Below are 22,229 nucleotides of genomic sequence, written 5' to 3' on the forward strand. Positions count from 1 at the left end.
ACGGGTGTCGGCAGGACGCGACAAGACTTGTTATGATTGAATCTTTCGAAGGAGAAACTTTGAGCCTGTCCATGTATTCCGCATCGGTTCCGGTGTTCCAGAAGATGCTGCGCGCCCTGGCGGGTGTGCTGGAAAAAGCCGAGGCCCACGCCCAGCAGCACAAGATCGACCCGAACGCCCTGCTGCAGGCGCGCCTGTACCCGGACATGTTCCCGCTGGTGGGCCAGGTCCTGATCGCCACCGATTTCGCCAAGGGCGCGAGCGCGCGCCTGGCCGGCCAGGAAGTGCCGCGCTACGAGGACAATGAACAGAGCTTCGCCGAACTGCAGCAGCGCATCACCAAGACCCTGGGCTTCATCGAGTCGCTTCCGCGCGAGGCCTTCGATGCGGCCGGCGAGCGCGCCATTACCCACGGCGCCGGCGAACGCGCGCGCCACTTCGAGCGCGGCGACGACTATCTCACCAGCTTCGTGCTGCCGAACTTCTTCTTCCACGTGACGACCGCGTACGCGATCCTGCGCCACAACGGGGTGCCGGTCGGGAAGCGGGATTACCTGGGTCTTTAATCAGGTAGGGTGGTCGGCTTTGCCGACCGCGCGTTCAGCCGACGTTTGAACAGTCGTTTCGTCAATTCAAACGTGATGTGAACGCGCGGTCGGCCGAGCCGACCACCCTAAGTTATTAGGTATTCCGGCGCGGGTAGCCCTGCGCCAGGATCCGCACCCACACCCTTTCCTTCTCCTCGGCGCTCATCGACACCCACTGCGCCACCTCGGCCACGGTCCTCCCGCAGCCGCGGCAGACCTCGTCGAAGGTGGTCGAGCACACCGCCACGCAGGGCGTGTCCGGACGCGCCGGCGCGGCGCCGCCCTCAGCGCGCGGGGCCGACATCGAGCTTGTCCCAGCCGTCAAGGCCGAGCTTTTCCATGGTGTCGATATTCTTCTCGAAGATCTCGGCCGCCTCAGGGAAGGCCTCGACCGCGCGGTCGATGCTGTCCTCGCGCAGCAGGTGCAGGATCGGATACGGTGCGCGGTTGGTGTAGTTCGAGATGTCGTTCACGTCGGTGTCCGCGAACTGGTAGCGCGGGTGGAAGCTTGCCACCTGCAGCTCGCCATCCAGCTGCATGTCTTCCACCGCCGCATCGGCCACGTCCAGGAATTCGTTGTAGTCCTCGAAGTCTCCGAGGACGAAGGGATGGATCAGGAGGGTCGTGTCGACCTGCTCCGCCGGGGTGTCGGACAGGAACTGCAGCTCTTCCATGAGCTGCTCGAGCAGGGCTTCGGGCGTGGTCGCGTTCGAGACGACGTAGCGCACCTGCTCCTTCACATAGACGGACTTGGCGAAGGGGCACAGGTTGAGGCCGATGACGGCCTTTTCCAGCCAGCGGCGGGTGGCGGCGACGATGGCATCGTCGTCGGCATGCGGGTTTGGGGTACTCATGGATGACAGCTTCATATCAAAACGCCAGGGGCGGAAGCCGGATTGTACGCACACTTTGCGTGCCCTCATAGATTGACACCCCTGCGGCGCTAGGCTACGTGAAAACGGATGAGCATACCGGGTCCTGCGCGTTGACTGATCTCTGCCGCAATCTCCTGCCAACAAGCGCGTATTTCCCGGCAATTTCCGTTTTCATGATGGCAATTTACATATATGAACGCTGGAAAGAAATTTGTAACGGTGCCTTGACTGACTCATGCATGACTACGTACACTGCCCTCTTGACCAGTACGTTCGTTCTCGAACGCAACATTGGAAAGCGATGCACGACATGATCCGCAACACCGTAGCGACTGCCGCGCTGGCACTCCTGGCCACCTCCCCGCTCACCCACGCGATGGACAATGCGCCATCCGCAACCGCAAGCGCCCTCAACGCTCGTTCGACCGCCCCGCTGGCGCCGAGCCTGCTGAAGGCCGACGAGTACAAGGAAACCGACGTCTGGGGCCGTATCCGCAGCGGCTACGCCATTCCCGACATCGACAACAGCCTGGTGCAGCGCCATACCCAGGCCTACAGCGCCCGTCCGGACAGCCTCAAGCGCATCTCGGGCCGTGCCTCGCCCTACCTGTATCACATCGTGCAGGAACTCGAAAAACGCGGCATGCCGACCGAACTGGCCCTGCTGCCGGTGATCGAGTCCGCATTCAATCCGCAAGCCCTGTCGACTGCGGACGCGGCCGGCCTGTGGCAGTTCGTGCCGGGCACCGGCAAGGACTACGACCTGAAGCAGAACATGTTCAAGGACGAGCGCCGCGGCGTGCTGGCCTCGACCGATGCGGCCCTGAGCTACCTGCAGCGCCTGTACACCATGTTCGGCGACTGGCAGCTGGCCCTGGCGGCCTATAACTGGGGCGAAGGCAATATTCAGCGCATCGTCAAGAAGAACCAGGCGCTTGGCAAGCCGACCGACTTCGAGAGCCTGGCCGAGCTGATGCCTGCCGAGACCCGCAACTACGTACCGAAGCTGCAGGCGGTCAAGAACATCATCGCCAACCCGGCCCAGTACAACGTGGCCCTGCCGGCGATCGACAACCAGCCCTACTTCACCGCCATCGACAAGACCAGCGACATCGACGTCGCCGTCGCCGCCCAGCTGGCGGAAATGTCGCTCGACGAATTCAAGGCGCTCAACCCGCAGTTCAAGAAGCCGGTCATCACCGGCGGCGAAAAGACCAAGATCCTGCTGCCGAAGGCGAATGCCGAGAAGTTCCAGCTGAACCTGGCCCAGTGGGGCCGCGAACTGTCGAGCTGGACCACGCACAAGATCACCAGCGCCCGCACCAGCATCGCTGCCCTGGCATCGAAGTTCGGCACCACCCCGGAAGTCATCCGCCAGGCCAACAACATCCCGGCCAAGTCGACCGTCACGGCCGGTTCGACCATCCTGGTGCCGAAGGTGTCGGCCTCGAACGCCGGCGACATCGCGGAAAACATCATCGACAACGCCGTGGTGGCATTCGAAGCGGAACGCAGCCCGCGCGTGAAGGCCTCGACCTCGCGCTACAAGGCCAAGGCCGCGACCTCCTCGAAGAACCGCATCGCACGCAACACCTCGTCCAAGCGCAAGCAGCGCTGATCAAACAGTCAAGCTCGCCTTAGGGCGGGCTTAATCTGCCTCCTGCGCCGGCCGCACATCGATGTGGCCGCGTGCAGACTTTCCTTTTCTGATGTATGATGTCGTTTGTGCGCTGCAATAAGCAGTCCGAACAGACAGGACGCAGCAGCTCACCGAAGCAGTACCACTAGCAGCATCGCAAGCCTTGGCGACAGTGGTCGCCCTTTCAAAAAAGCCCTCCCGCCCTGCGTGTCAGCATCCAGACACCGTCCCGGCGCAAAGCTTTTGTGCCGAAATTTCTTTTCAGTTCTGAGTCATTTCGTAGTGTTGGTTCGCGTTGCTATTTTGCGCTCGTCATATCGACCGCGCGATCATGATTTATTCCGAAAGTAAAAGTACACATGAGTTTTGAAGCACTAGGTTTACACGCGTCGCTCGTCAAGGCAGTTGCCGCCGCCGGCTACACCAAGCCGACCCCGGTGCAGGAGCAGGCGATCCCTGCCGGCATCGCCGGCCGTGACCTGCTGGTGTCCTCGCAGACCGGCTCGGGCAAGACCGCGGCATTCATGCTGCCGGCCCTGAACAAGCTGGCCAACATGGAGCCCGCTCCGCAAGCCGCCCGCACCCCTGCGCAGAATGCGCAGTCGGCGCGCGCCCGTGGCGAACGCGTCCGCTTTACCCCGGCCCAGCCGAAGATGCTGGTCCTGACCCCTACCCGCGAACTGGCCCTGCAGGTGACCACCGCGACCGAACAATACACCTCCGACATGCGCCGCATCCGCGCCGTGTCGATCCTGGGCGGCATGCCCTACCCGAAGCAGATGCAGCTGCTGTCGAAGAATCCGGAAATCCTGGTGGCGACCCCGGGCCGCCTGATCGACCACATGGAGTCGGGCAAGATCAACTTCTCGCAGCTCGAGATCCTGGTCCTGGACGAAGCCGACCGCATGCTGGACATGGGCTTCATCGAAGACATCGAGAAAATCGTCGAAGCGACCCCGGACAGCCGCCAGACCATGCTGTTCTCGGCCACGCTGGACGGCGTGGTGGGCAACATGGCGCGCCGCATCACCAAGGATCCGCTGGTGATCCAGATCGCCAGCGCCACCAACCGCCACGAGAACATCGTGCAGAAGGTGCACTTTGTCGACGACCTGTCGCACAAGAACCGCCTGCTCGACCACCTGCTGCGTGACGAGAGCCTGGACCAGGCCGTGGTGTTCACCGCGACCAAGCGCGACGCCGACATGATCGCCGACCGCCTGAACATCGCCGGCTTCGCGGCCGCCGCCCTGCACGGCGACATGCACCAGGGCGCGCGCAACCGCACCCTGGACAGCCTGCGCCGCGGCCAGGTGCGCGTGCTGGTGGCGACCGACGTCGCCGCCCGCGGCATCGACGTGCCGAACATCACCCACGTGGTGAACTACGACCTGCCGAAGTTCCCGGAGGACTACGTGCACCGCATCGGCCGTACCGGCCGCGCAGGCCGCAACGGTATCGCGATCTCGCTGGTGAACCACGCCGAGAACATGAACGTGCGCCGCATCGAGCGCTTCACCAAGCAGTCGATCCCGGTCGACGTGGTGGAAGGCTTCGAGCCGAAGCGCGCCGCCCCGACCCGTTCGGCCAGCCGTCCGGGCTGGAAGCCGGGCGACGGCCGCAACGCGCACAAGCCGGGCCAGCGCAGCTTCGCCAAGCCGGGTTACGGCGACCGTGCGCCGCGTGAAGGCGGCTACGGCGATCGTCCGCAGCGCGAAGGTGGCTACGGCGACCGTGCGCCGCGTGAAGCCGGTTACGCACGTCCGGCGGAAAGCCGTTACGCCGACCGCGGTCCGCGCGAAGCTTACAGCGCCCCGCGCGAAGGTGGCTACGGCGACCGTCCGCAGCGTGAAGGCGGTTACCGCCGTGACGCGGCGCCGACCGGCGCTCCGCGTGAAGGCGGCTACCGCGGCAATCGCCCGGAAGGCGCGCGCTATGGCGAAAAGCGTGAAGGCGGCTACAGCAAGTCGGCGCATCCGCGCTCGGCCGACGGCGCCCGCCGCACCTTCGGCGATTACTGATCGCTGAAATCTCAATGAAAATGGCTGCCCGCGGGCAGCCATTTTTTTTGCCTGCGGCGCAAACTCCTCAATCGCCGCTGTCGCCGATATCGATCCCGTCCCCGTCATCCCCGCGCTGGGCGCGCCGGCTACCAATCCGCGACCCGAGCCCCTCGGTATGCAGGTCCGCGGTCGCGTCATGGATGGCATCCTCGCGCTCGCGCCGCCACAACAGCAGTATTCCCGCCACAAACAGCACCACGGCCACGAAAGCCCAGGCGTGCGCGTTGACGGTCCACGCCGTCACCCCGAGCGAGAGGCTGGCCGCAATGCGCAGCAGACCGAATGCGTCACGCAGTTTCATGCAGGCCCCCGCAAAGTGATCTGAGCACTTGTGCTATTGAAAAATTAAAGACATGAGTAGGCACGCCAGCCCGGCGACTAAAAGGCAGTAGCTCGATTTGTCGAGGAACTCGTTCAACTTGTAATATTGCAGCTCGCCCCGCTCCACCGAACTCAGGTTCTCCCCGTTTTTTTCTTTCGCCAGCAGACTGTCGAGTTTGGCCTGGACTTTTTTCGAGTAATTGAATAGCCCAAAGCAGTTACCATAGAGAACCAACCATGCGCATGCGCTGAAGATCAGGAGCAGACCAGCGTCGACCATTGCCATCCTCCTTGGGATTAGCCTTCACACTGGCAGAGAATAGATCGTTCCTTCAGGAAAAACAATTCGCCAGCAGGTGCTGCGCGGTCCGCTCGGATTTCCGATTTCCCCGCGTCCCGCGTTTGAGACGCGCAGCCGGTATAATCGCGCTCCATTTCTGGAGAACCCGGCAGTGCGCAAGCACATCCTCATCGTCAGCCCCGCCAGCGAACGCGACAACAACGGTAACTGGCAGACCGCCAGCCGCTGGGCGCGCTTTCTGCGCGGCTCGCATGGGGTAACGGTGGCAGGCGGCTGGACGCCGGAACAGCCGGCGCCCGACCTGTTGATCGCCCTGCATGCGCGCCGCTCGGCCGCCGCGCTTGCCGCCTTCAGCGACGCCCACCCCGACAAGCCCTCGGTGCTGGTATTGACCGGTACCGACCTGTATCGCGACATCGCCGTCGACCCGGACGCCCAGGCCTCGCTGGCGCGCGCCCATGCCCTGGTGCTGCTGCAGCCGGCCGGACTGGCGCTACTGCCGCATGCATCACGTACCAAGGCGCGCGTGATCTACCAGTCGGCGCCCAGCCTGCGTCCCTACCCGCGCGCCGCCGTTCCACGCTGCTTCGACATTGCGATGGTCGGCCACCTGCGCGCGGAGAAGGATCCGCTGACCTTCATTCGCGCCGCCGATCTGCTTACACATCCTGCGGCGCGCCTGCTGCACATCGGCGGCGCGCTCGACCCGGCGCTGGGCGAGGCGGCGCGCGCTGCGCAAGCCGCCAGCCCGCGCTATCGCTGGCTCGGCGCCCTGCCCCATGCGGCCGCGCGCCAGCGCCTCAAGCGCTGCCGGGCGATGGCAATCACGTCCAGCATGGAAGGCGGCGCCAACGTGATCATCGAAGCCGTCACCAGCGGCGTCCCCGTGCTCGCATCCGATATCAACGGCAACCGCGGCATGCTGGGCGAGGACTACGCAGGCTACTTCGCGCCGGGCGACGCGGCCGCGCTGGCCCGGCTGATCGACCGCATCATTGAGGATGCGGCGTTCGACGCCCTGCTGCGCCGCCAGTGCGCCGCGCGCGCCGCCCTGTTCGCCCCGAGCGTCGAGCAAGCGGCGCTGCGTGACTTGGTGGATAATCTGCTCCTTCAACCTGACACATACGGAAGACCTCGATGAGCACCACGCCAGAACAACCCATCAAACTGACTTCGTTCTCGCACGGCGGCGGCTGCGGCTGCAAGATCGCGCCGGGCGTGCTGTCCGAAATCCTGAGCAAATCGGCCGGTTTCCCGGTGCCGAAAGAGCTGATGGTCGGCATCGAGACCGCCGACGACGCCGCCGTCTACAAGCTCAACGACGAGCAGGCCCTGATCGCCACCACGGACTTCTTCATGCCGATCGTCGACGATCCCTTCGACTTCGGCCGCATCGCCGCCACCAATGCGATCTCGGACGTGTACGCGATGGGCGGTACCCCGATCATGGCGCTCGCCCTGGTCGGCATGCCGGTGAATAAGCTGCCGCTCGAGACCATCGGCCAGATCATCCGCGGCGGCGAATCCGTGTGCGCCGACGCCGGCATCCCGATCGCGGGCGGCCATACCATCGATTCGGTCGAACCGATCTACGGCCTGGTGGTGATGGGCCTGGTGCATCCGTCCAAGGTCAAGCGCAATGCCGATGCGCGCGCCGGTGACGTACTGGTACTGGGCAAGCCGCTCGGCGTGGGCGTGCTGTCGGCTGCCCTGAAGAAGGATGCGCTGGGTGCGGAAGGCTACGCAGCCATGATCGCCAACACCACCAAATTGAACAAGCCGGGCCGACTGCTGGCCGACATGCCGGGCGTGCACGCGCTGACCGACGTCACCGGCTTTGGCCTGCTGGGCCACCTGCTGGAACTGGCGCGCGGGGCGCAGCTCTCGGCGACGCTCGACATGGACAAGGTGCCGCTGCTGCCCGGCGTGCTGCAGCTGGCCCAGGACGGTTTCTTCACCGGCGCATCCGGCCGCAACTGGGACGCCTACGGCAAGGACGTGGACCTCGGTGCCGCCATCACGCCATCCCAGCGCGCCCTGCTGACCGACCCGCAAACCTCGGGCGGCCTGCTGGTCTCCTGCGATCTGGCCAGCGTCGACGAGGTGCTGGCCCTGTTCGCGCGCGAAGGCTTCGGCGATGCAGCCGTCATTGGCCGCATGGAAGCGGGCGCGCCGCGCGTCACGGTCGCGTAAATCTCTCCGCCAGCGCTTCGAAACGGTCCGCCAGCGCCTCCGCCTGCTGCTGCGGGTCGTAGCCGGCATAGCGCCGCGCAAAGCCGGCCGCGGCCTCGCGCCAGGCCGGCTCGCCCAGCAGGCGCGCCACCATTCCATCCCAGTCGCGCGGGCGCGGCGTCGCCATCGCATTGATACCCGCGCCCAGCTGCGCAACGCGGCGCGCCATCAGGAAGCTTTCCGCCGCATGCGGCAGCAGCAGGAGCGGCCGCCCCGCCAGCAAGGACTGCGCCACCAGCGCTTCGCCCGCATGGCTCACCACAAAGGCGCACTGCGCCAGCGCCTCCGGCAGCGCCACCGGCGTCGGCGCATACGTCACCAGGGGACTGTCCACCGGCGCCGGCGCGCCGGCCGCCACGTCCGGCATATAGCACAGCACCCGGCAGCCCTGGCGCACCAGCGCCGCCAGCACCTCGCCAGACTCGGGAATGGCGCGGCGCAGATAGGCGAACACGCGCGGACCTTCGCCTGCCGGGAACGCGGCACGGCCGCTTGCCGGCGGCGGCAGGTTCGGACCCAGCCAGGGCCCGCCGCCGCTGCGGCCGTAGTGGTCGAGTTCCGGCCAGGTGCACAGGAATGGATGTTCGCCCAGCAGCAGGTCGGCCCCGTGGCCGAACGGCGCCGCGCCGTGCCCCGCCAGCACGCGGTTGGCGCTGTCCAGGAGGCGCGTTTCGGTTGCGCGCAGGCGCGCTGCCGGCGGCGCTTCCCAGCCGCGCAGCGGAGGCAAGGCTTCGCCCGCAGGTGGCATGTAGAAGCCAGGACCGAGCGCCGCGCTGGCCAGGCCGAGGCTGCGCGCCGCCAGGATGGCGGTGGGCGCGTAGTCGGCAATCACGAGGCCGGGCCGCCCCTGCATGAACAGTCCACGCCAGCCCTCGCACAGGCCGGCCAGCGCGTCCGCGTCCAGGTAGCCGCAGGCGAGCAGGATCTCGGCCAGGCTGGCCTGGTCCGGCGGCAGGCCGGCGGTGCGGTGCAGCCAGACGGGCGCCTGGAACAGGGGCATGTCCAGGCCCGCCAGCTGACGCCGCGTGAGCACCAGGTCGCGCAGGACCAGGCTGACCGTGTGGCCGCGTGCGCGCAGCGGCAGCGCGATCGACTTGAGACGGCCGGCGTGTCCGGGGCCGCCGCCGAGTTCCCAGCAAAGGTAGAAGTGAGCCATGCCGGGCAGTGTAGCCGATGCGCCGGCGCGACCGTCCAGTCCCGGCGCCGCGCCGGAACGCCGCGGGTCAGGCTTCGCCGTGCGGCGCGGCCGGCCGGGACGTTTCGCCGGCATCAAGGCTGGGCGCGCGCACCGGCGCCGGCCTGCGGAAGGACAGCGCGACCGCGCTCAGCGCCAGCATCACGATCAGGACAAAGACCAGCGCGATGGCGATCGGCAGGGGCAGGACAATGGCAACTAGCTCGCTCATGGCATCTCCCGATGAGGTTGACCGCGCGTCCGATTGAGCCAGGCCAAGTCGGCCGCGCAAGGCCATACTGTGCCACTCCTTCACGTAGAGTAATTGACCCAGCGCAAGCACACTCCCATGCGGTGCTCAGGCAGGCGGCTCCATGACCATGGGCTGGGGCGGCCGGTCGGCCTGGCCGTGCCCGACGCGTTCGTACTCGGCGATCACCTGGGCGCCCAGCAGCAGCAGGGTGGCGGCAATCTCGAGGCTGAACATGACGACGATCGCCGTCGTCATCGAGCCGTACACCACGTTCACCTGCGACAGGGTCGAGAAGTACCAGACCAGCACGTGGCGCGCGAGTTCCCACAGCAGGGCCGCGCTGACCCCGCCCACGGTCGCATGCCAGATCGACAGGCGTCCGACCGGCATCACCAGGTAGATCGAGGTCAGCACCAGGATTTCGCCGAACAGTCCCAGCAGGTAGAGCAGCACCCCGGATACGCCGCCGAGCGACCACTGGTAGCCGAACAGCCAGACGCTCTCCTCGCCCATCACTTCCAGCGTGCCGGCCACCAGGGTGACGATCATGACCCCGAAGCCGAGCGCCAGGATGTAGCAATACGGGAGCACGGCCGACACCAGGAAGTGGCGGCGCCGCACCGCTACCCGGTGGATGAAGATCACGCTCATCGCGTTTTCCAGCACGGTAAAGGCGAGCGAACTGAAAAACAGCATGGTGGCGCCCAGCAGCCAGGTGATCAGCTCGCGGTTCTCGAGGAAATGCGCGACTTCCTCCACCAGCGGCCCCACCTGCCCCGGCACCAGCAGGCCCAGGTAGCGCTGCAGGGTCTCCAGCAGCTCGGCCTGGTCGATGAAGTGCGACAGCGCCACCACGACCAGCATCAGGAAGGGCACGATCGAGAGCAGCGCGTAATAGGCGACGGCGCCGGCCAGCAGCAGGCCCTGGTTGGCGCGAAAGCCGCGCACGACCTGGAGGGCAAAGGCCAGCGGGTGGGCCAGGATCCAGGCGTTCGCGCGCTGGTCCATCAGGCGCTCGCGCCAGCTACGGCGCCGGCTCATCGGGCCAGCCTGATCCCGGTGAACTGCCAGCGCGCTCCGGCCGGGAAGAAGTTGCGATAGCTGGGTCGTGCATGGCCCTCGGGCGTGGCGCAGGACGAGCCGCGCAGCACGTACTGGTTGACCATGAACTTGCCGTTGTACTCGCCGATGGCGCCGGCGGCCGGCGCATAGCCGGGATAAGGCGCATAGCTGCTGGCGGTCCACTGCCAGCAGGCCCCAAACATCTGCAGCAGGCCTTCGCCGTCGGCCGCTTCCGGATGCAGGGTGCCTGCGCCCAGTTGCGCCTGGCGCGCGGCGAATTCCCACTCGCTTTCCGTCGGCAGGCGCGCGCCGCGCCAGCGCGCATAGGCGTCGGCCTCGTACAGCGACACATGCGTGACAGGGCGTGCCGGATCGAGCAGCTGTAGTCCGTGCAGGGTGAATTCCTGCCAGCCCTCCTCGCCTGCGACCCAGTACAGCGGATGCGTGATCTCGCCCGCGCACACGCGGTCCCAGCCCTCGGCCAGCCACAGTGCCGGGTCGCGGTAGCCCCCGGCCTCGACGAACTCGCGGTACTCGCCGTTCGTCACCAGGCGCGACGCCAGCTCGAAGGGTGCGAGATAGGTGCGGTGGCGCGGCAGCTCGTTGTCGAAGCAGAAGCCACTGCCGCCATAACCGATTTCGGCCAGGCCGCCGTCAAACACCACCCAGGACAACGGCGGCGGCGGTGCGCCTTCTTCCATCGCCTGCACGGTATAGGCCGGGTACAGGGGATTGCAGCCCAGCAGATGCTTGAGGTCGGTGAGCATCAGCTCCTGGTGCTGCTGCTCGTGCTGCAGGCCGAGTTCGACCAAGGATGTTATCGGTGCCCCGATGGCCAGCAGGCGCGCGATACGTTCGTCCACGTCGGCGCGATAGGCGCGCACCTCGTCCAGCGAGGGCCGCGTAAGCAGGCCGCGCTGCGGCCGCGGGTGCTTGGCGCCGATGCCGTTGTAGTAGGAATTGAACAGCACCCGGAAGGCCGGGTGGAAAGGCGCGAACCCCGCTTCATGCGCTTCCAGGATGAAGGTCTCGAAAAACCAGGTGGTGTGCGCCAGATGCCACTTGATCGGGCTGGCGTCCGGCATCGATTGCGCGCAGCAATCCTCGGCAGACAGCGGCGCGGCGATCTCGAGCGAGCGCCGGCGCACGCGTTGAAAAGCGTGCAGGAGGTCTTCGCGCTGCCCGATGCCCATCAGCCGATTGCCTGTGCGTGGATCACCGCGAACCAGCGCTGCGGGTCGGTCCACACGCGGGTGGCCTCGAACCCGGAACGCTCCAGCAGCGCGATCGCATCGGCCTGCTGGTACTTGTAGCTGTTCTCGGTGTGGATGGTATCGCCGGCCTCGAACACGCGCGCACCGCCCTTCCACTGCACTTCCTGACGGTGCACCGCCTCCAGATGCATCTCGACGCGTCCGCGTGCGGGGTTGTAGAAGCCGTGGTGGCGCCAGGCACGGATATCGAAGTCGGCATCGATCAGGCGGTTCACATGGCGCAGGACATTCAGGTTGAAGGCGCCGGTCACCCCGAGCGCGTCGTCGTAGGCAGCGTCGAGCACATCCTTGTCCTTGGCCAGGTCCACGCCCAGGAGCACGCCGCCATCGGGGCCGCATTGGGCGCGCAGGCGGCGCAGGAAGCCTTGCGCTTCTTCCGGGGTGAAGTTGCCGATCGAAGAGCCCGGATAAAAGAACAGGCGCCGCTCGCTGCCGACCTGCTCGGGCAATTCGAATCTGTTGGAAAAGTCCATGCCCAGCCCTTCCATGGCGATATGCGGAAAGCGCTGGCGCAGGCGTTCCAGGGAGTCGCACAGGAACTCGGCCGAGATGTCGACCGCCACGTACTGGCTTGGGGCAAGCAAGGGGAACAGCGAAGCCGCCTTGGCACAGTTGCCGGCGCCCAGGTCGATCAGCGTCGCCCCGCTGCCCGCCACCCGGGCGATCTCGGCGCCATGGCGCGCGAAAATGGCGGCCTCGGTGCGGGTCGGGTAGTACTCGGGCAATTCGCAGATCGCTTCGAAGAGTTTCGAACCGAGGGCATCGTACAGGAATTTGGGCGAAATCCAGGGGTCGATCGCTTCCAGGCCGGCCTGCAGCTCGTCGGCCACGTGGGCATTGGCGGCGCGAGGCCGGTCTTGCGTGCAGGAGATGTACATAAGCGTTATCATTCGTGCCGCCACGGCGCACCATGCGCCAGGGCATAGGATGTCAGACCTTGGACCTGGAACTCGAGTTGCAGTTTTTGCCATGATAGCGGAATTCAGTCATGTGCCGTTTCCGCCTGCCGTACAGGCGTTACTACTCCGGTTCACCTATTTCCAAAGTTCAATCACTCAGCCAATAATCAAGAAGAAAGCCGCCATGACCCTGTTCTCGCCTTCGCGTGTCCTGAAAAACCTGTTCGCTGCAACCGCCACTGCCGGCCTGATGTTTGCCGCCGCCGGCGGCGCCTATGCCCAGAATACCCCGGGCGTGCTGCGCGTTTCCGCCATCCCCGACGAGGCGCCGACCGAACTGCAGCGCAAGTTCAAGCCGCTGGGCGACTACCTGGCCAAGGCCACCGGCCTGAAGGTCGAATTTACCCCGGTCACCGACTACGCCGCTTCGGTCGAAGGCCTGATCAACCGCAAAATCGACATGGTCTGGTTCGGCGGCTTCACCTTCGTACAGGCCAATGTGCGCAGCAAGGGACAAGTCACGCCGCTGGTGCAGCGTGCCGAGGACGAGAAGTTCCGCTCGGTCTTCATCACCACCAATCCCGCCATCAACGGCCTGGCGGACCTGAAGGGCAAGACCCTGTCCTTCGGTTCGGAATCCTCGACCTCGGGCCACCTGATGCCGCGTTCCTTCCTGCTGGGCGCTAAGATCAACCCGGACACCGACCTCAAGCGCATCGCTTTCTCGGGCGCGCATGACGCCACCGTGGCCGCGGTCGCGGGCGGCAAGGTCGATGCCGGCGCCCTCAACATCTCGGTGTGGGAAAAGCTGGTCGAAGCCAAGAAGGTCGATCCGAAGGCGGTGCGCGTGTTCTACACCACCCCGGGCTACTACGACTACAACTGGACCGTGCGCAGCGACATGAACCCGGCCCTGCAGAAGAAGATCACGGACGCTTTCCTGGCGCTCGACGAATCGACTCCGGAAGGCAAGCAGATCCTGGAACTGCAGCGCGCCACCAAGTTCATTCCGACCAAGACCGCCAACTACGGCGCGATCGAAGCGGCGGCGCGCAACGCCGGCCTGCTGAAGTAAGCAAAGGCAGTCGATGAGCTTCCGGCTCGAGAAACTCACGGTACGGCATTTGGCGGCCGCCCGGCATGCCGCCCCCGCCCTGGTCGACCTCGACCTGGTCGTCGCACCCGGCGAGCAGCTGGCCCTGATCGGCCCTTCGGGGGCCGGCAAGACCACCATGCTCGCCACCCTCGCCTGCGCCCACCAGCCGGCCGAGGGCAGTTTCACCGCCTTCGAGCAGGACCCGTGGACCTTGAGCCAGGCCGAGCGCCACCGCCTGCGCGCGCGCCTGTTCCTGGCGCCGCAGACCCCGCCGCTGCCGCCGCGCCAGCGCGTCGTCACGGCGGTGCTGGCGGCCCGCCTGCCGCACATGAGCCTGTGGCAGGCTTTTGCTTCGCTGGTGCGCCCGAGCGACCCGGACGCGGCGCATGCCGCCCTGTCGCGCTTCGGCCTGGGCGACAAGCTGTATGCGCGCGTCGACCGCCTGTCGGGCGGCGAGCGCCAGCGCTGCGGCCTGGCGCGCCTGCTGCTCTCCGACGCCGAAGCCCTGCTGGTGGACGAGCCGATCTCCGCGCTCGACCCGGCCCTGGCCCAGCACACCTTGACCACGCTGCAGCAGGAAGCGGCGGCGCGCAATGCCTCGCTGGTATGCAGCCTGCACCAGGTCGAGATGGCGCGCGCCCACTTCCCGCGCCTGGTCGGCCTGCGCGACGGCCGCATTGTGTTCGACGCGCCGCGCGAACAGGTGAGCGACGCCATGATCGCCGCGCTCTACGACAACGAGACCGTGCAGCCCCACCCTGGACATCCGCACGAATCGCCCGACCGCATCGCCGTGGGCGCCTGTTTCTGATGGCGGCACTGAAGGGGGCTGCGCATCCGGACCCGGCCTGGCGCGGCCGCGTCACGGCCACCGTCGTGTGCCTGCTGCTGCTGTGGCCCATGCTCACGGCCAGCGAGTTCAAGCCCTGGCTGCTGTTCGACCCGCAAAGCCTGGCGGCTGCCTGGGGCTTCCTGTCCGACTTCCTGCATCCGGCGACGGGGGCCGAATTCCTCGTGCTGGTGCTGCGCGAGACCTGGCAGACGGTGGCGATCGCCACCGCCGGCTTGACGCTGGCCCTGCTGGGCGCGATTCCCGCCACCATGCTGATTACCGAGCGCCTGTCGATTTCGCGCCTCGGCACCGGGCGCATGCGTCCGCTCGCCATGCTGGTGCGCCAGCTGGCGCGCTGGGTGCTGGTGCTGCTCAGGAGCGTGCCGGAACTGGTATGGGCGCTGCTGTTCGTGCGTATCGTCGGCCTCGGGCCGACCGCCGGCGTGCTCGCCATCGCCCTGACCTATTGCGGCATGCTGGCCAAGGTCTATGCCGAGATCCTCGAATCCTCGGACGCGCACGCGCTGGAGAGTCTGCTGGCCAACGGCAGCGGGCGTCTGCCGGCGCTGCTGTATGGCGCGTTGCCCGAATCGGCGGCCGAACTGGTGTCCTATACCGTCTACCGCTGGGAGTGCGCGATCCGCGGTTCGGCGGTGATGGGCTTCGTCGGCGCCGGCGGACTGGGCCAGCGCATGGAAGAATCGACCAAGATGATGGCGGGCGGCGAAGTGTCGACCATGCTGATCGTGTTCGTGCTGCTGGTCGCCCTGGCCGACCTGGTCTCGAAGCTGCTGCGCCGGAGGCTGGGATGAAGCCGAAGCTGCCGCCTCCGCCGCCGCGCAACATCGGCACCCCGCTGCTGCTGGCCGCCCTGCTTGCCCTGGTGGTAGCCAGCTTCGCCTCCTTGCAGCTAGAGTGGTCGGCCTTCTTCACCCCGGAAGCGCTCGGCTCGGCCAGCGAATTCCTGGCCGGCTTCACGCCGCCCGAGACCAGCCCGGCATTTCTCAGCAAGACCCTGGGGGCGCTGTGGGAAACCCTGGCCATGTCGCTGGTGGGAACCCTGCTGGCCGTGATCGGTGGCCTGCTGCTGGCGCTGCCGGCCGCTGGCCGCCTGGGCCGCGCCTCGCGCGGCGCGACCCGGGTGCTGCTCAACATCCTGCGCTCGATTCCCGAACTGGTGTGGGCCGCGCTGCTGCTGGTCGCGGCCGGCCTGGGGCCGTTTGCCGGCACGCTGGCGCTGGCAGCCCACACCAGCGGCGTGCTGGGACGCCTGTTTGCCGACGCCCTCGAGAACGTCGAGCCGCTGCCGGAAAGCAGCCTGCGCACCAATGGCGCCGCGCCGCTCGCCGCCTTCCTGTACGCTACCCTGCCGCAGGCCCTGCCGCAGATGCTGTCCTACACCCTGTACCGCTGGGAGAACAACATCCGCGCCGCCGCCGTGCTGGGCGTGGTCGGCGCCGGCGGCCTGGGACAGATGCTGAAGTACCACCTGTCGCTGTTCCAGATGCAGAGCGCCGCCACCGTGATCGTCGCCATGCTGCTGCTGGTCGCAGCCGTGGATGGCGCCAGTTTCGCCCTGCGCCGCGCCCTCACACGCTAGAGAAGGACCACCATGCTCGTACTCGACAACTTGAGCAAGGCTTACGGCGGGCGCACCGTGCTGTCGCAGCTGTCGCACAGCTTTCGCGCCGGCGAGTTCGTGGCCATCATGGGCGAGTCGGGCGTCGGCAAGTCGACCCTGCTGAACATCATCGCGGGGCTGGACGCGCCGGATGGCGGCCAGGTGATCGTGGACGGCACGCCCATGTCGGCCCTCGACGACGACGCCGCGACGCGCCTGCGCCGCACCCGGATGGGTTTCATCTTCCAGGCCTTCCACGTGCTGCCGCACCTGACGCTGCGCCAGAACGTGGCGCTGCCGCTGCTGCTGAACCGCGCGCCCGATGCGCGTGCGGACGAGATGCTGGACGCCGTCGGCCTGCAGGGACGCGGCGCCGACTTTCCGCGCCAGCTATCCGGCGGCGAGCTGCAGCGCGTAGCCATTGCGCGCGCACTGGTGCATCGCCCCGCCCTGCTGCTGGCCGACGAACCGACCGGCAACCTCGATCCCGAGACGGCCGAGGGCATTCTGTCGCTACTGCGGCGCGAAACGCGCGCCAGCGGCGCCGGCGCCATCATGGTCACCCACTCGCACGCCGCGGCCGCCATGGCCGACCAGGTGCTGCTCCTGACCCGTTCCGGATTGAAATTAGCGTAAATTCCTCGCGGAAAGAACGAACTTACGGTTTGTTACGCTCAATTCGTAAATCGTGTGGAGCGCAATCGTAGTAATATCACAACGACCCGCCACCAAAACCTTCTCACAAGAGGCCGGGGTGTATTTCCAGAACAAGTCGATCTGTCCCGAATCCATGTTTACATATTCGGAGAAGCAACATGAGCGTACGACAGAAAAAACAGGAAATGCTCGCCGCGATGCACCGGGCTCGTGCCCTGGAGCCGTCGAGCTTCGTGCCCAACAAACTGCTCGACACCCTGATCGAGCGCATGCAACTCAAGAATGACGCCGAGCTGTGCCGGGTCCTCGAGGTGCAGCCGCCGATCATCAGCAAGATCCGCCATCGCAAGCTGAACGTCGGCGCGACCATCCTGCTGCGCATGCACGAGAAATCGAACATCCCGATCCGCGAACTGAAGGAACTGACCAGCGCCTCGATCCACTAGCGCGGCCGGTCCGCAGCCGCGTCGTGGCGCAGGACGCGCTAGGACGCGGCTGGAGGCCGGCCGGTCTTGAGCTGGGGCAGCGCCGCCAGCACCGACTTGAGGGTAGCGATATCGACCTGGCCCAGCAGGGCCACGCCGATGCGCAGCAGTTCGCTCTTCTTGACGTCGATGCCGGCGCGCAGGCAGGCCTGCTTGACGTCGGCAAGCACGGCGTATTCCTGCTCGGGCATGGTGAAGCTGTCGCGCACCAGCACCGGGCGCGTGCTGCTCGGTGTTGGCTCGCGCACCGGGCTTGACGCCGCCTTGCGCGCGGCGCGCTTGGGCGCGGGTGCTGCCAGCGTTTTCGCGGCCGCCTTGACGGCGCTCTTGACGCTGGGCCTGGCTGCTTTTGCGGGTTTGACCGCCGGTTTCGCCGCGGGCTTCGCGGCCTTTGCCGGCGCGGCTTTTGCGCGCGCGGCTCCCTTTGCTGCCGCCGGAACGGCAGCTGACTTCCTGGGCATTACGGACTCCATTGTTCAACGAACTAAACAATATAGTCGATATGCCCCGCGCATGCCAAGGCGCAGCTCAAACGAACGTAGGGGTGAACTGGTCCGGTGGACCAGTTCACCCTATGCCGCCCACGCAGTGATAGGTTGCTGCAAGACTATCCGGCGCGAGAGCGAAGCCGCTAGCAATCACCGCGTGGGCGGGAAACCCGCCCACCCTACTCGCCGGCCTCTTCCTCGTCCGCGAATTCCTGCGCGATGCGGGCGAATTCGGTTTCGAGCGTGAAGAAGGCGTCGAGCACGTCCGGGTCGAAATGGCTGCCGCGGCCCTGGCGCATGATCTCGAGCGACTGCTCGTGCGAGAACGGCGGCTTGTACACGCGGCGCGAGATCAGCGCGTCGTAGACGTCGGCCACTGCCATCAGGCGCGCCGCGAGCGGGATCTCGTCGCCGCTCAGGTTTTCCGGATAGCCGCTGCCATCCCATTTCTCCTGGTGCGAGTGCGCGATCTCGCGCGCGAACATCAGGAAGCTGTTGGTGCCGCCCAGGTGCTTCTCGGCCAGCATGATGGTGTCGCGCCCATAGGCCGCGTGCAGCTTCATGACCTCGAATTCCTCGGGGTCGAGCTTGCCCTGCTTCTGCAGGATGTGGTCGGGGATCGCGACCTTGCCGATGTCGTGCAGCGGCGCCGTCTTGTACATCAGCTCGATGTTCTCGTCGGTCAGGCTGGCGGCGAAACGCGGGTGGCTGCGCAGCTTCATCGCCAGCGCGCGCATGTAGTTCTGGGTGCGGCGGATGTGGTTGGCGCTCTTGGCGTACACCTTCCCATCGCGCATTTCCGCCATCGAGGCCATTGCCAGGATCAGGGCTTCCTGCATCAGCAGCAGCTGGGCGGTGCGCTGCTCGACCATGCGTTCGAGGTTCTGGTTGTGCTCCTGCAGGAGCTTGCGCGCCGCGCGCAGGGTCAGGTGGGTCGACACGCGCGCGAACAGGATCGGCGGGCTGATCGGTTTGCCGAGGTAGTCCACCGCGCCCACCGACAGGCCCATGGCCTCGTCCTCGATCTGGTTCTTGGCGGTCAGGAAGATCACCGGGATGTCGGTGGTGGCCGGATTCGCCTTCAGCTGGCGGCAGGTCTCGTAGCCGTCCATTCCGGGCATCATCACGTCCAGCAGGATCAGGTCGAGGTCGGGCGTGGCCGCGGCGACCTGCAGCGCGGTGCTGCCGTTGGTGGCCACCTTGGTGTTGTACTTGTCCTTCAGCAGGCGCGACAGCAGCATGATGTTGTCCGGCGTGTCGTCGACGATCAGGATCGTCGGCCGGTATGCCTGCTTGTCCTTCAGGGCTGCGCTCATATGTGTTCCGCAATGGAGGAAGAAGCGCCGTTGGCCTGGGCCAGCACCTGGCGCGCTTCTTCGAATTCGTAACGCGACAGGTGCGCCTCGAGGCGCGCCAGCGCGCCCGGGCCGAGCAGGCGGCCCAGCGGAGCGCGCACGGTGTCGAAATAGTCGGTGGCTTCGCCCGAGAACTCGGCCAGCAGGCTTTCCAGCTGGGCCACGGCCTGGGCGGCGTCAAGCGTGTTGTCCTGGCCGCCGGATGCCGGCGCGGCGGCCGGTACTTCGGGGGCGTTGGCGAAATACGTGTCGAGCGAATCCATCAGGTCGGCGAGCGCGCGTTCCAGCGCGCCGACGCTGCGGTCGAGCGAGGGGTCGTGCGGCGCGCTGCGTACCGCCTGCTCTTCGATCTCCTGGGCCAGCGACATCACGTCGCGCGCGCCGATGTTGCCGGCCACGCCGCGCAGCGCATGGGCGCGGCTGGCGACCTCGCGCAGGCGGCCGCCATCGAGGTCGCTGCGGATGCTGCAGCCGGCGTCGCGCTGGGAAGCGCGGAAGCGGTCCAGCAGCTCCACATACAGCGCGCTGTTGCCGCCCACGTTCCTCAGGCCGAAGGCCGAATCGATGCCGACCAGGCCGGGCAGCGGCGCCAGGTCGGGCGCCGGCAGCGCAGCCCGCGCCGGCATCGCCTTGCCCATCCAGCGCGCCAGCGTCGCATACAGCTTTTCCGGATCGACCGGCTTGGTGATGTAGTCCTGCATGCCCTCGTTCAGGCAGCGCTCCCGGATCTCGGACAGCGCGTGGGCCGTCATCGCGACGATCGGCAGGTCATCGAAGCGTGGATCCTTGCGCAGTTCGACGGTGGCTTCGTGGCCGTCCAGCTGCGGCATCTCGAGGTCCATCAGGACCAGGCGGTAGCCGCCCGGGCCCGCCGCCGCCAGCTTTTCCAGGGCCTGGTGGCCGGTCGAGGCGACGTCCACGTCCACGCCCTGGGCCTCGAGCAGTTCGCGCGCGATCTGCTGGTTGACCAGGTTGTCTTCCACCACGAGAACGCGCGCCCCGTGCTGCTGAGCGCGCACCACACCGGCGCCGGCCGCGCCGGCGGGCGCGTTGCTGAACAGGCCGGCCAGGGTATTCGACAATGCCGACTGCACGAAGGGCTTGAACAGGAAGCCGTTGACGCCCGCCTCTTCCGCACTGGCCTGCACGTCTTCGCGCCCGAAGGCCGTCACCAGCACGGTCAGCGGCGGCGCGCACAGGTCCTTGTTCGAGGTGATGCGCCGCACCAGTTCGATGCCGTCCATGCGCGGCATGGTGCAGTCGGTCAGCACCAGGCGGTATGGCATGCCGGCGGCGTCGGCGGCAATGATCGCGCCTTCCGCGTGGCGCGCGTCCGAGGCGCACTCCACCCGCAGCGGCAGCGCCGCCAGCGCTTCGCGCAGGATGGCGCGCGCCAGCGCGCTGTCGTCCACCACCAGCACCCGCGCGCCGGTCAATTCTGACGGTGCCACCAGCGTGGATTCCGGCTCGCCGGACAGGGCAAAATCGAGGTCGAAGTGGAAGGTCGAACCGGCGCCGGGCGCGCTGTCGACCGCGATCCGTCCGCCCATCAGGCCCACCAGCTGCTGCGAGATCGACAAACCGAGGCCGGTGCCGCCGTATTCGCGCGTGGTCGAGCCGTTGGCCTGGCTGAAGGCGCGGAACAGCTTGGCCTGCTGCTCGTCGGCGATGCCGATGCCGGTATCGCGTACCGCAAAGCGCAGCTTGACGCGCCCCGGCTCCGCCCCCTTGAGCGGAATGCAGGACAGCTGCAACTCGCCCGCCGGCGTGAATTTCACGGCGTTGTTGACCAGGTTGATCAAGACCTGGCCCAGGCGCAGCGGGTCGCCCACGAGCTTGCGCGGCACCGCATGCGGCACGTGGAACAGGTATTCGAGGCGCTTGTCGGCGGCGCGCTGGCTGGTCACGCTGGCCACGTTGCCGAGCACCTCGTCGAGGCAGAACGGCACCTGCTCGACGTCGAGCTTGCCGGCCTCGATCTTGGAAAAGTCGAGGATGTCGTTGATGATCCCCAGCAGCGACAACGCCGCGCGGTGGATCTTGCCGACGTAGTCCTGCTGCTTGGGATTGAGATCGGTGCGCAGCGCCAGATAGGCCATGCCGATGATCGCGCTCATCGGCGTGCGGATCTCGTGGCTCATGTTGGCCAGGAATTCGGACTTGGCGACGTTGGCCGCTTCCGCGCGCAGGTTCGACTGCGTCAGTTCCTCGGTGCGGGCGGCGATCTTCTGTTCCAGGTCTTCGTTGAGTTCGCGCAGCTGCTGCTCGATGCGGCTTTTTTCGCGCAGCAGGCCGTTGGTCACCTGCTCGGCCTGGCGCAGCCGGTTCAGGGTGTCGCGGAAACTGCGCACCGCGGACGACAGGCGCCCGACCTGGTCGCGCCGGCCGATGCCGGACAGGCGGATGTCGGTCTCGCCGCGCGCCAGCTTCTCGAGCGCGTCCTGGATGTCGGCGAAAGGCTGCGACATGCGGCGCCCCACCAGGAACACGCAGCCGACGATGGCCAGTGTGAGCAGGATGTTGGCGGCGGCCGTGTGCACGATCTGGCTGCGCAGGTCCTGGTCGATCTGCTCGCGCGAGAAGGCCAGCTCGATCGCCCCGACCGAATAGGTGCGGGTGCCGTCGTTGTAGGTGATGCGGCGGCGCAGGCGCAGGTCGGCCTCGGCGTCGTCGCGGTTGCCGAGCGCCGCGATCAGGCTGCCGTCCGGCGCCAGCACGCGCAGGGTCTGCACCTCGGGGGTTGCGCCGAGCGCATCCACCACCGAGTTCACGGCCGCGCTGTTAATGTCGAACAGGGGCCGGGCGAGCGCCTGCTCCAGCACCTTGGCCTGGCGCTCGATGCGCTCCTGCAGGCGGGCGTCGGCATCCAGGCGCAGGGTATGCAGGGTGTAAGTGGTGAAGACGCCGGTCGACAGCGCGACCGCGAGCACGATCCCGGCGCCGAGCCGAAACACGATGTTCTGGCGCCAGTTCTCGACCAGGCGGCGCGGCACCACGCGCACCCGGGCCCTGCGG

At 66.9% G+C, this 22,229-nt stretch carries 23 protein-coding genes; 11 read left to right on the top strand and 12 right to left on the bottom strand.

The features are described 5' to 3' along the window. Window positions 1-59 precede the first annotated feature (59 nt). On the top strand, window positions 60-566 hold the full coding sequence (locus LK542_RS11480) for a DUF1993 family protein (protein ID WP_227812006.1): 507 nt from the start codon (window positions 60-62) through the stop codon (window positions 564-566). Between the two features lie 115 nt (window positions 567-681). Here the strand turns inward: LK542_RS11480 and LK542_RS11485 are convergent, their stop codons facing one another. Next, window positions 682-891, bottom strand: coding sequence for a DUF1289 domain-containing protein (locus LK542_RS11485; protein ID WP_227812007.1), 210 nt, complete (start codon window positions 889-891; stop codon window positions 682-684). Further along, a complete protein-coding gene (locus tag LK542_RS11490; protein WP_227812008.1) occupies window positions 872-1,441 on the bottom strand; it encodes a DUF1415 domain-containing protein in 570 nt (189 codons plus the stop codon). Before LK542_RS11490 ends, LK542_RS11485 begins: the two co-directional genes overlap by 20 nt. Before the next feature lie 322 nt (window positions 1,442-1,763). Here LK542_RS11490 and LK542_RS11495 point away from each other — a divergent pair, with 322 nt between their 5' ends. Further along, window positions 1,764-3,080, top strand: coding sequence for a transglycosylase SLT domain-containing protein (locus LK542_RS11495; protein ID WP_227812009.1), 1,317 nt, complete (start codon window positions 1,764-1,766; stop codon window positions 3,078-3,080). A gap of 380 nt (window positions 3,081-3,460) precedes the next feature. Then, the gene (locus LK542_RS11500; protein WP_227800892.1) at window positions 3,461-5,122 is read left to right on the top strand and encodes a DEAD/DEAH box helicase; all 1,662 of its coding nucleotides are present in this window, start codon (window positions 3,461-3,463) and stop codon (window positions 5,120-5,122) included. A 67-nt stretch (window positions 5,123-5,189) separates the two neighbouring features. On the opposite strand, the gene LK542_RS11505 is transcribed toward LK542_RS11500, so the two are convergent. Both LK542_RS11505 and LK542_RS11510 read right to left on the bottom strand, forming a co-directional pair. Further along, window positions 5,190-5,465, bottom strand: a complete 276-nt coding sequence (locus LK542_RS11505) for a hypothetical protein (RefSeq protein WP_227812010.1) — start codon at window positions 5,463-5,465, stop codon at window positions 5,190-5,192. A 33-nt stretch (window positions 5,466-5,498) separates the two neighbouring features. Then, window positions 5,499-5,765, bottom strand: a complete 267-nt coding sequence (locus tag LK542_RS11510; RefSeq protein WP_227812011.1) for a hypothetical protein — start codon at window positions 5,763-5,765, stop codon at window positions 5,499-5,501. Window positions 5,766-5,937: 172 nt separating this feature from the next. Between LK542_RS11510 and senB the strand changes: the two genes are divergently transcribed. Further along, window positions 5,938-6,927: a selenoneine biosynthesis selenosugar synthase SenB gene (senB, locus tag LK542_RS11515; protein WP_227812012.1), complete on the top strand. Its 990-nt coding sequence runs from the start codon at window positions 5,938-5,940 to the stop codon at window positions 6,925-6,927. Beyond that, a complete protein-coding gene (gene selD / locus LK542_RS11520) occupies window positions 6,924-7,979 on the top strand; it encodes a selenide, water dikinase SelD (RefSeq protein WP_227812013.1) in 1,056 nt (351 codons plus the stop codon). The genes senB and selD overlap by 4 nt, the downstream gene beginning before the upstream one ends. Here the strand turns inward: selD and LK542_RS11525 are convergent. The 5 genes from LK542_RS11525 to egtD form a co-directional block, all read right to left on the bottom strand. Further along, window positions 7,966-9,288 carry a glycosyltransferase gene (locus LK542_RS11525; RefSeq protein WP_227812014.1) on the bottom strand — a complete coding sequence of 441 codons (1,323 nt, stop codon included), beginning with the start codon at window positions 9,286-9,288 and terminating at the stop codon, window positions 7,966-7,968. The two genes, selD and LK542_RS11525, sit on opposite strands and share 14 nt — an antisense overlap. Next, window positions 9,242-9,424 carry a hypothetical protein gene (locus LK542_RS11530; protein WP_227800886.1) on the bottom strand — a complete coding sequence of 61 codons (183 nt, stop codon included), beginning with the start codon at window positions 9,422-9,424 and terminating at the stop codon, window positions 9,242-9,244. The genes LK542_RS11525 and LK542_RS11530 overlap by 47 nt, the downstream gene beginning before the upstream one ends. Window positions 9,425-9,550: 126 nt before the next feature. Continuing rightward, window positions 9,551-10,486, bottom strand: coding sequence for a YihY/virulence factor BrkB family protein (locus LK542_RS11535; RefSeq protein ID WP_227812015.1), 936 nt, complete (start codon window positions 10,484-10,486; stop codon window positions 9,551-9,553). After that, window positions 10,483-11,700, bottom strand: a complete 1,218-nt coding sequence (gene egtB, locus LK542_RS11540) for an ergothioneine biosynthesis protein EgtB (RefSeq protein ID WP_227812016.1) — start codon at window positions 11,698-11,700, stop codon at window positions 10,483-10,485. The genes LK542_RS11535 and egtB overlap by 4 nt, the downstream gene beginning before the upstream one ends. After that, window positions 11,700-12,671 carry an L-histidine N(alpha)-methyltransferase gene (gene egtD / locus LK542_RS11545; protein WP_227812017.1) on the bottom strand — a complete coding sequence of 324 codons (972 nt, stop codon included), beginning with the start codon at window positions 12,669-12,671 and terminating at the stop codon, window positions 11,700-11,702. The genes egtB and egtD overlap by 1 nt, the downstream gene beginning before the upstream one ends. Before the next feature lie 193 nt (window positions 12,672-12,864). Between egtD and LK542_RS11550 the strand changes: the two genes are divergently transcribed. The 6 genes from LK542_RS11550 (at window position 12,865) to LK542_RS11575 (ending at window position 17,332) form a co-directional block, all read left to right on the top strand. Further along, the gene (locus LK542_RS11550; RefSeq protein WP_227812018.1) at window positions 12,865-13,755 is read left to right on the top strand and encodes a putative selenate ABC transporter substrate-binding protein; all 891 of its coding nucleotides are present in this window, start codon (window positions 12,865-12,867) and stop codon (window positions 13,753-13,755) included. Window positions 13,756-13,768: 13 nt separating this feature from the next. Continuing rightward, window positions 13,769-14,587, top strand: a complete 819-nt coding sequence (locus LK542_RS11555; RefSeq protein WP_227812019.1) for a phosphonate ABC transporter ATP-binding protein — start codon at window positions 13,769-13,771, stop codon at window positions 14,585-14,587. After that, window positions 14,587-15,420, top strand: coding sequence for an ABC transporter permease (locus tag LK542_RS11560; protein WP_227812020.1), 834 nt, complete (start codon window positions 14,587-14,589; stop codon window positions 15,418-15,420). The genes LK542_RS11555 and LK542_RS11560 overlap by 1 nt, the downstream gene beginning before the upstream one ends. Beyond that, window positions 15,417-16,208, top strand: coding sequence for a phosphonate ABC transporter, permease protein PhnE (phnE, locus tag LK542_RS11565; RefSeq protein ID WP_227812021.1), 792 nt, complete (start codon window positions 15,417-15,419; stop codon window positions 16,206-16,208). The genes LK542_RS11560 and phnE overlap by 4 nt, the downstream gene beginning before the upstream one ends. A 12-nt stretch (window positions 16,209-16,220) precedes the next feature. Then, entirely contained in the window at window positions 16,221-16,865 is a 645-nt protein-coding gene (locus LK542_RS11570) for an ABC transporter ATP-binding protein (RefSeq protein ID WP_227812022.1), read from the top strand. 179 nt (window positions 16,866-17,044) lie between these two features. Continuing rightward, on the top strand, window positions 17,045-17,332 hold the full coding sequence (locus LK542_RS11575; RefSeq protein ID WP_036211798.1) for a hypothetical protein: 288 nt from the start codon (window positions 17,045-17,047) through the stop codon (window positions 17,330-17,332). A gap of 38 nt (window positions 17,333-17,370) precedes the next feature. Here the strand turns inward: LK542_RS11575 and LK542_RS11580 are convergent, their stop codons facing one another. The 3 genes from LK542_RS11580 to LK542_RS11590 form a co-directional block, all read right to left on the bottom strand. Then, window positions 17,371-17,832, bottom strand: coding sequence for a hypothetical protein (locus tag LK542_RS11580; protein ID WP_227812023.1), 462 nt, complete (start codon window positions 17,830-17,832; stop codon window positions 17,371-17,373). A 206-nt stretch (window positions 17,833-18,038) separates the two neighbouring features. Further along, a complete protein-coding gene (locus tag LK542_RS11585) occupies window positions 18,039-19,175 on the bottom strand; it encodes a two-component system response regulator (protein WP_227812024.1) in 1,137 nt (378 codons plus the stop codon). Further along, window positions 19,172-22,216, bottom strand: a complete 3,045-nt coding sequence (locus LK542_RS11590) for a response regulator (RefSeq protein ID WP_227800875.1) — start codon at window positions 22,214-22,216, stop codon at window positions 19,172-19,174. The genes LK542_RS11585 and LK542_RS11590 overlap by 4 nt, the downstream gene beginning before the upstream one ends. Window positions 22,217-22,229: the final 13 nt, after the last annotated feature.

The organism is Massilia sp. IC2-477 (genome assembly GCF_020707265.1).
GTDB lineage: Bacteria > Pseudomonadota > Gammaproteobacteria > Burkholderiales > Burkholderiaceae_D > Telluria.

Bases quoted from the DNA above. Each gene is read 5' to 3' on its own strand.
- LK542_RS11490 (WP_227812008.1), bottom strand. From the start codon at position 1,441: ATGAGTACCCCAAACCCGCATGCCGACGACGATGCCATCGTCGCCGCC.
- LK542_RS11570 (WP_227812022.1), top strand. From the start codon at position 16,221: ATGCTCGTACTCGACAACTTGAGCAAGGCTTACGGCGGGCGCACCGTG.
- LK542_RS11500 (WP_227800892.1), top strand. From the start codon at position 3,461: ATGAGTTTTGAAGCACTAGGTTTACACGCGTCGCTCGTCAAGGCAGTT.
- LK542_RS11485 (WP_227812007.1), bottom strand. From the start codon at position 891: ATGTCGGCCCCGCGCGCTGAGGGCGGCGCCGCGCCGGCGCGTCCGGAC.
- LK542_RS11555 (WP_227812019.1), top strand. From the start codon at position 13,769: ATGAGCTTCCGGCTCGAGAAACTCACGGTACGGCATTTGGCGGCCGCC.
- LK542_RS11525 (WP_227812014.1), bottom strand. From the start codon at position 9,288: ATGCCGGCGAAACGTCCCGGCCGGCCGCGCCGCACGGCGAAGCCTGAC.
- LK542_RS11560 (WP_227812020.1), top strand. From the start codon at position 14,587: ATGGCGGCACTGAAGGGGGCTGCGCATCCGGACCCGGCCTGGCGCGGC.
- phnE (WP_227812021.1), top strand. From the start codon at position 15,417: ATGAAGCCGAAGCTGCCGCCTCCGCCGCCGCGCAACATCGGCACCCCG.
- egtB (WP_227812016.1), bottom strand. From the start codon at position 11,700: ATGGGCATCGGGCAGCGCGAAGACCTCCTGCACGCTTTTCAACGCGTG.
- LK542_RS11495 (WP_227812009.1), top strand. From the start codon at position 1,764: ATGCACGACATGATCCGCAACACCGTAGCGACTGCCGCGCTGGCACTC.
- LK542_RS11505 (WP_227812010.1), bottom strand. From the start codon at position 5,465: ATGAAACTGCGTGACGCATTCGGTCTGCTGCGCATTGCGGCCAGCCTC.
- LK542_RS11510 (WP_227812011.1), bottom strand. From the start codon at position 5,765: ATGGTCGACGCTGGTCTGCTCCTGATCTTCAGCGCATGCGCATGGTTG.
- LK542_RS11585 (WP_227812024.1), bottom strand. From the start codon at position 19,175: ATGAGCGCAGCCCTGAAGGACAAGCAGGCATACCGGCCGACGATCCTG.
- LK542_RS11575 (WP_036211798.1), top strand. From the start codon at position 17,045: ATGAGCGTACGACAGAAAAAACAGGAAATGCTCGCCGCGATGCACCGG.
- LK542_RS11535 (WP_227812015.1), bottom strand. From the start codon at position 10,486: ATGAGCCGGCGCCGTAGCTGGCGCGAGCGCCTGATGGACCAGCGCGCG.
- LK542_RS11580 (WP_227812023.1), bottom strand. From the start codon at position 17,832: ATGCCCAGGAAGTCAGCTGCCGTTCCGGCGGCAGCAAAGGGAGCCGCG.
- LK542_RS11550 (WP_227812018.1), top strand. From the start codon at position 12,865: ATGACCCTGTTCTCGCCTTCGCGTGTCCTGAAAAACCTGTTCGCTGCA.
- LK542_RS11530 (WP_227800886.1), bottom strand. From the start codon at position 9,424: ATGAGCGAGCTAGTTGCCATTGTCCTGCCCCTGCCGATCGCCATCGCG.
- egtD (WP_227812017.1), bottom strand. From the start codon at position 12,671: ATGATAACGCTTATGTACATCTCCTGCACGCAAGACCGGCCTCGCGCC.
- selD (WP_227812013.1), top strand. From the start codon at position 6,924: ATGAGCACCACGCCAGAACAACCCATCAAACTGACTTCGTTCTCGCAC.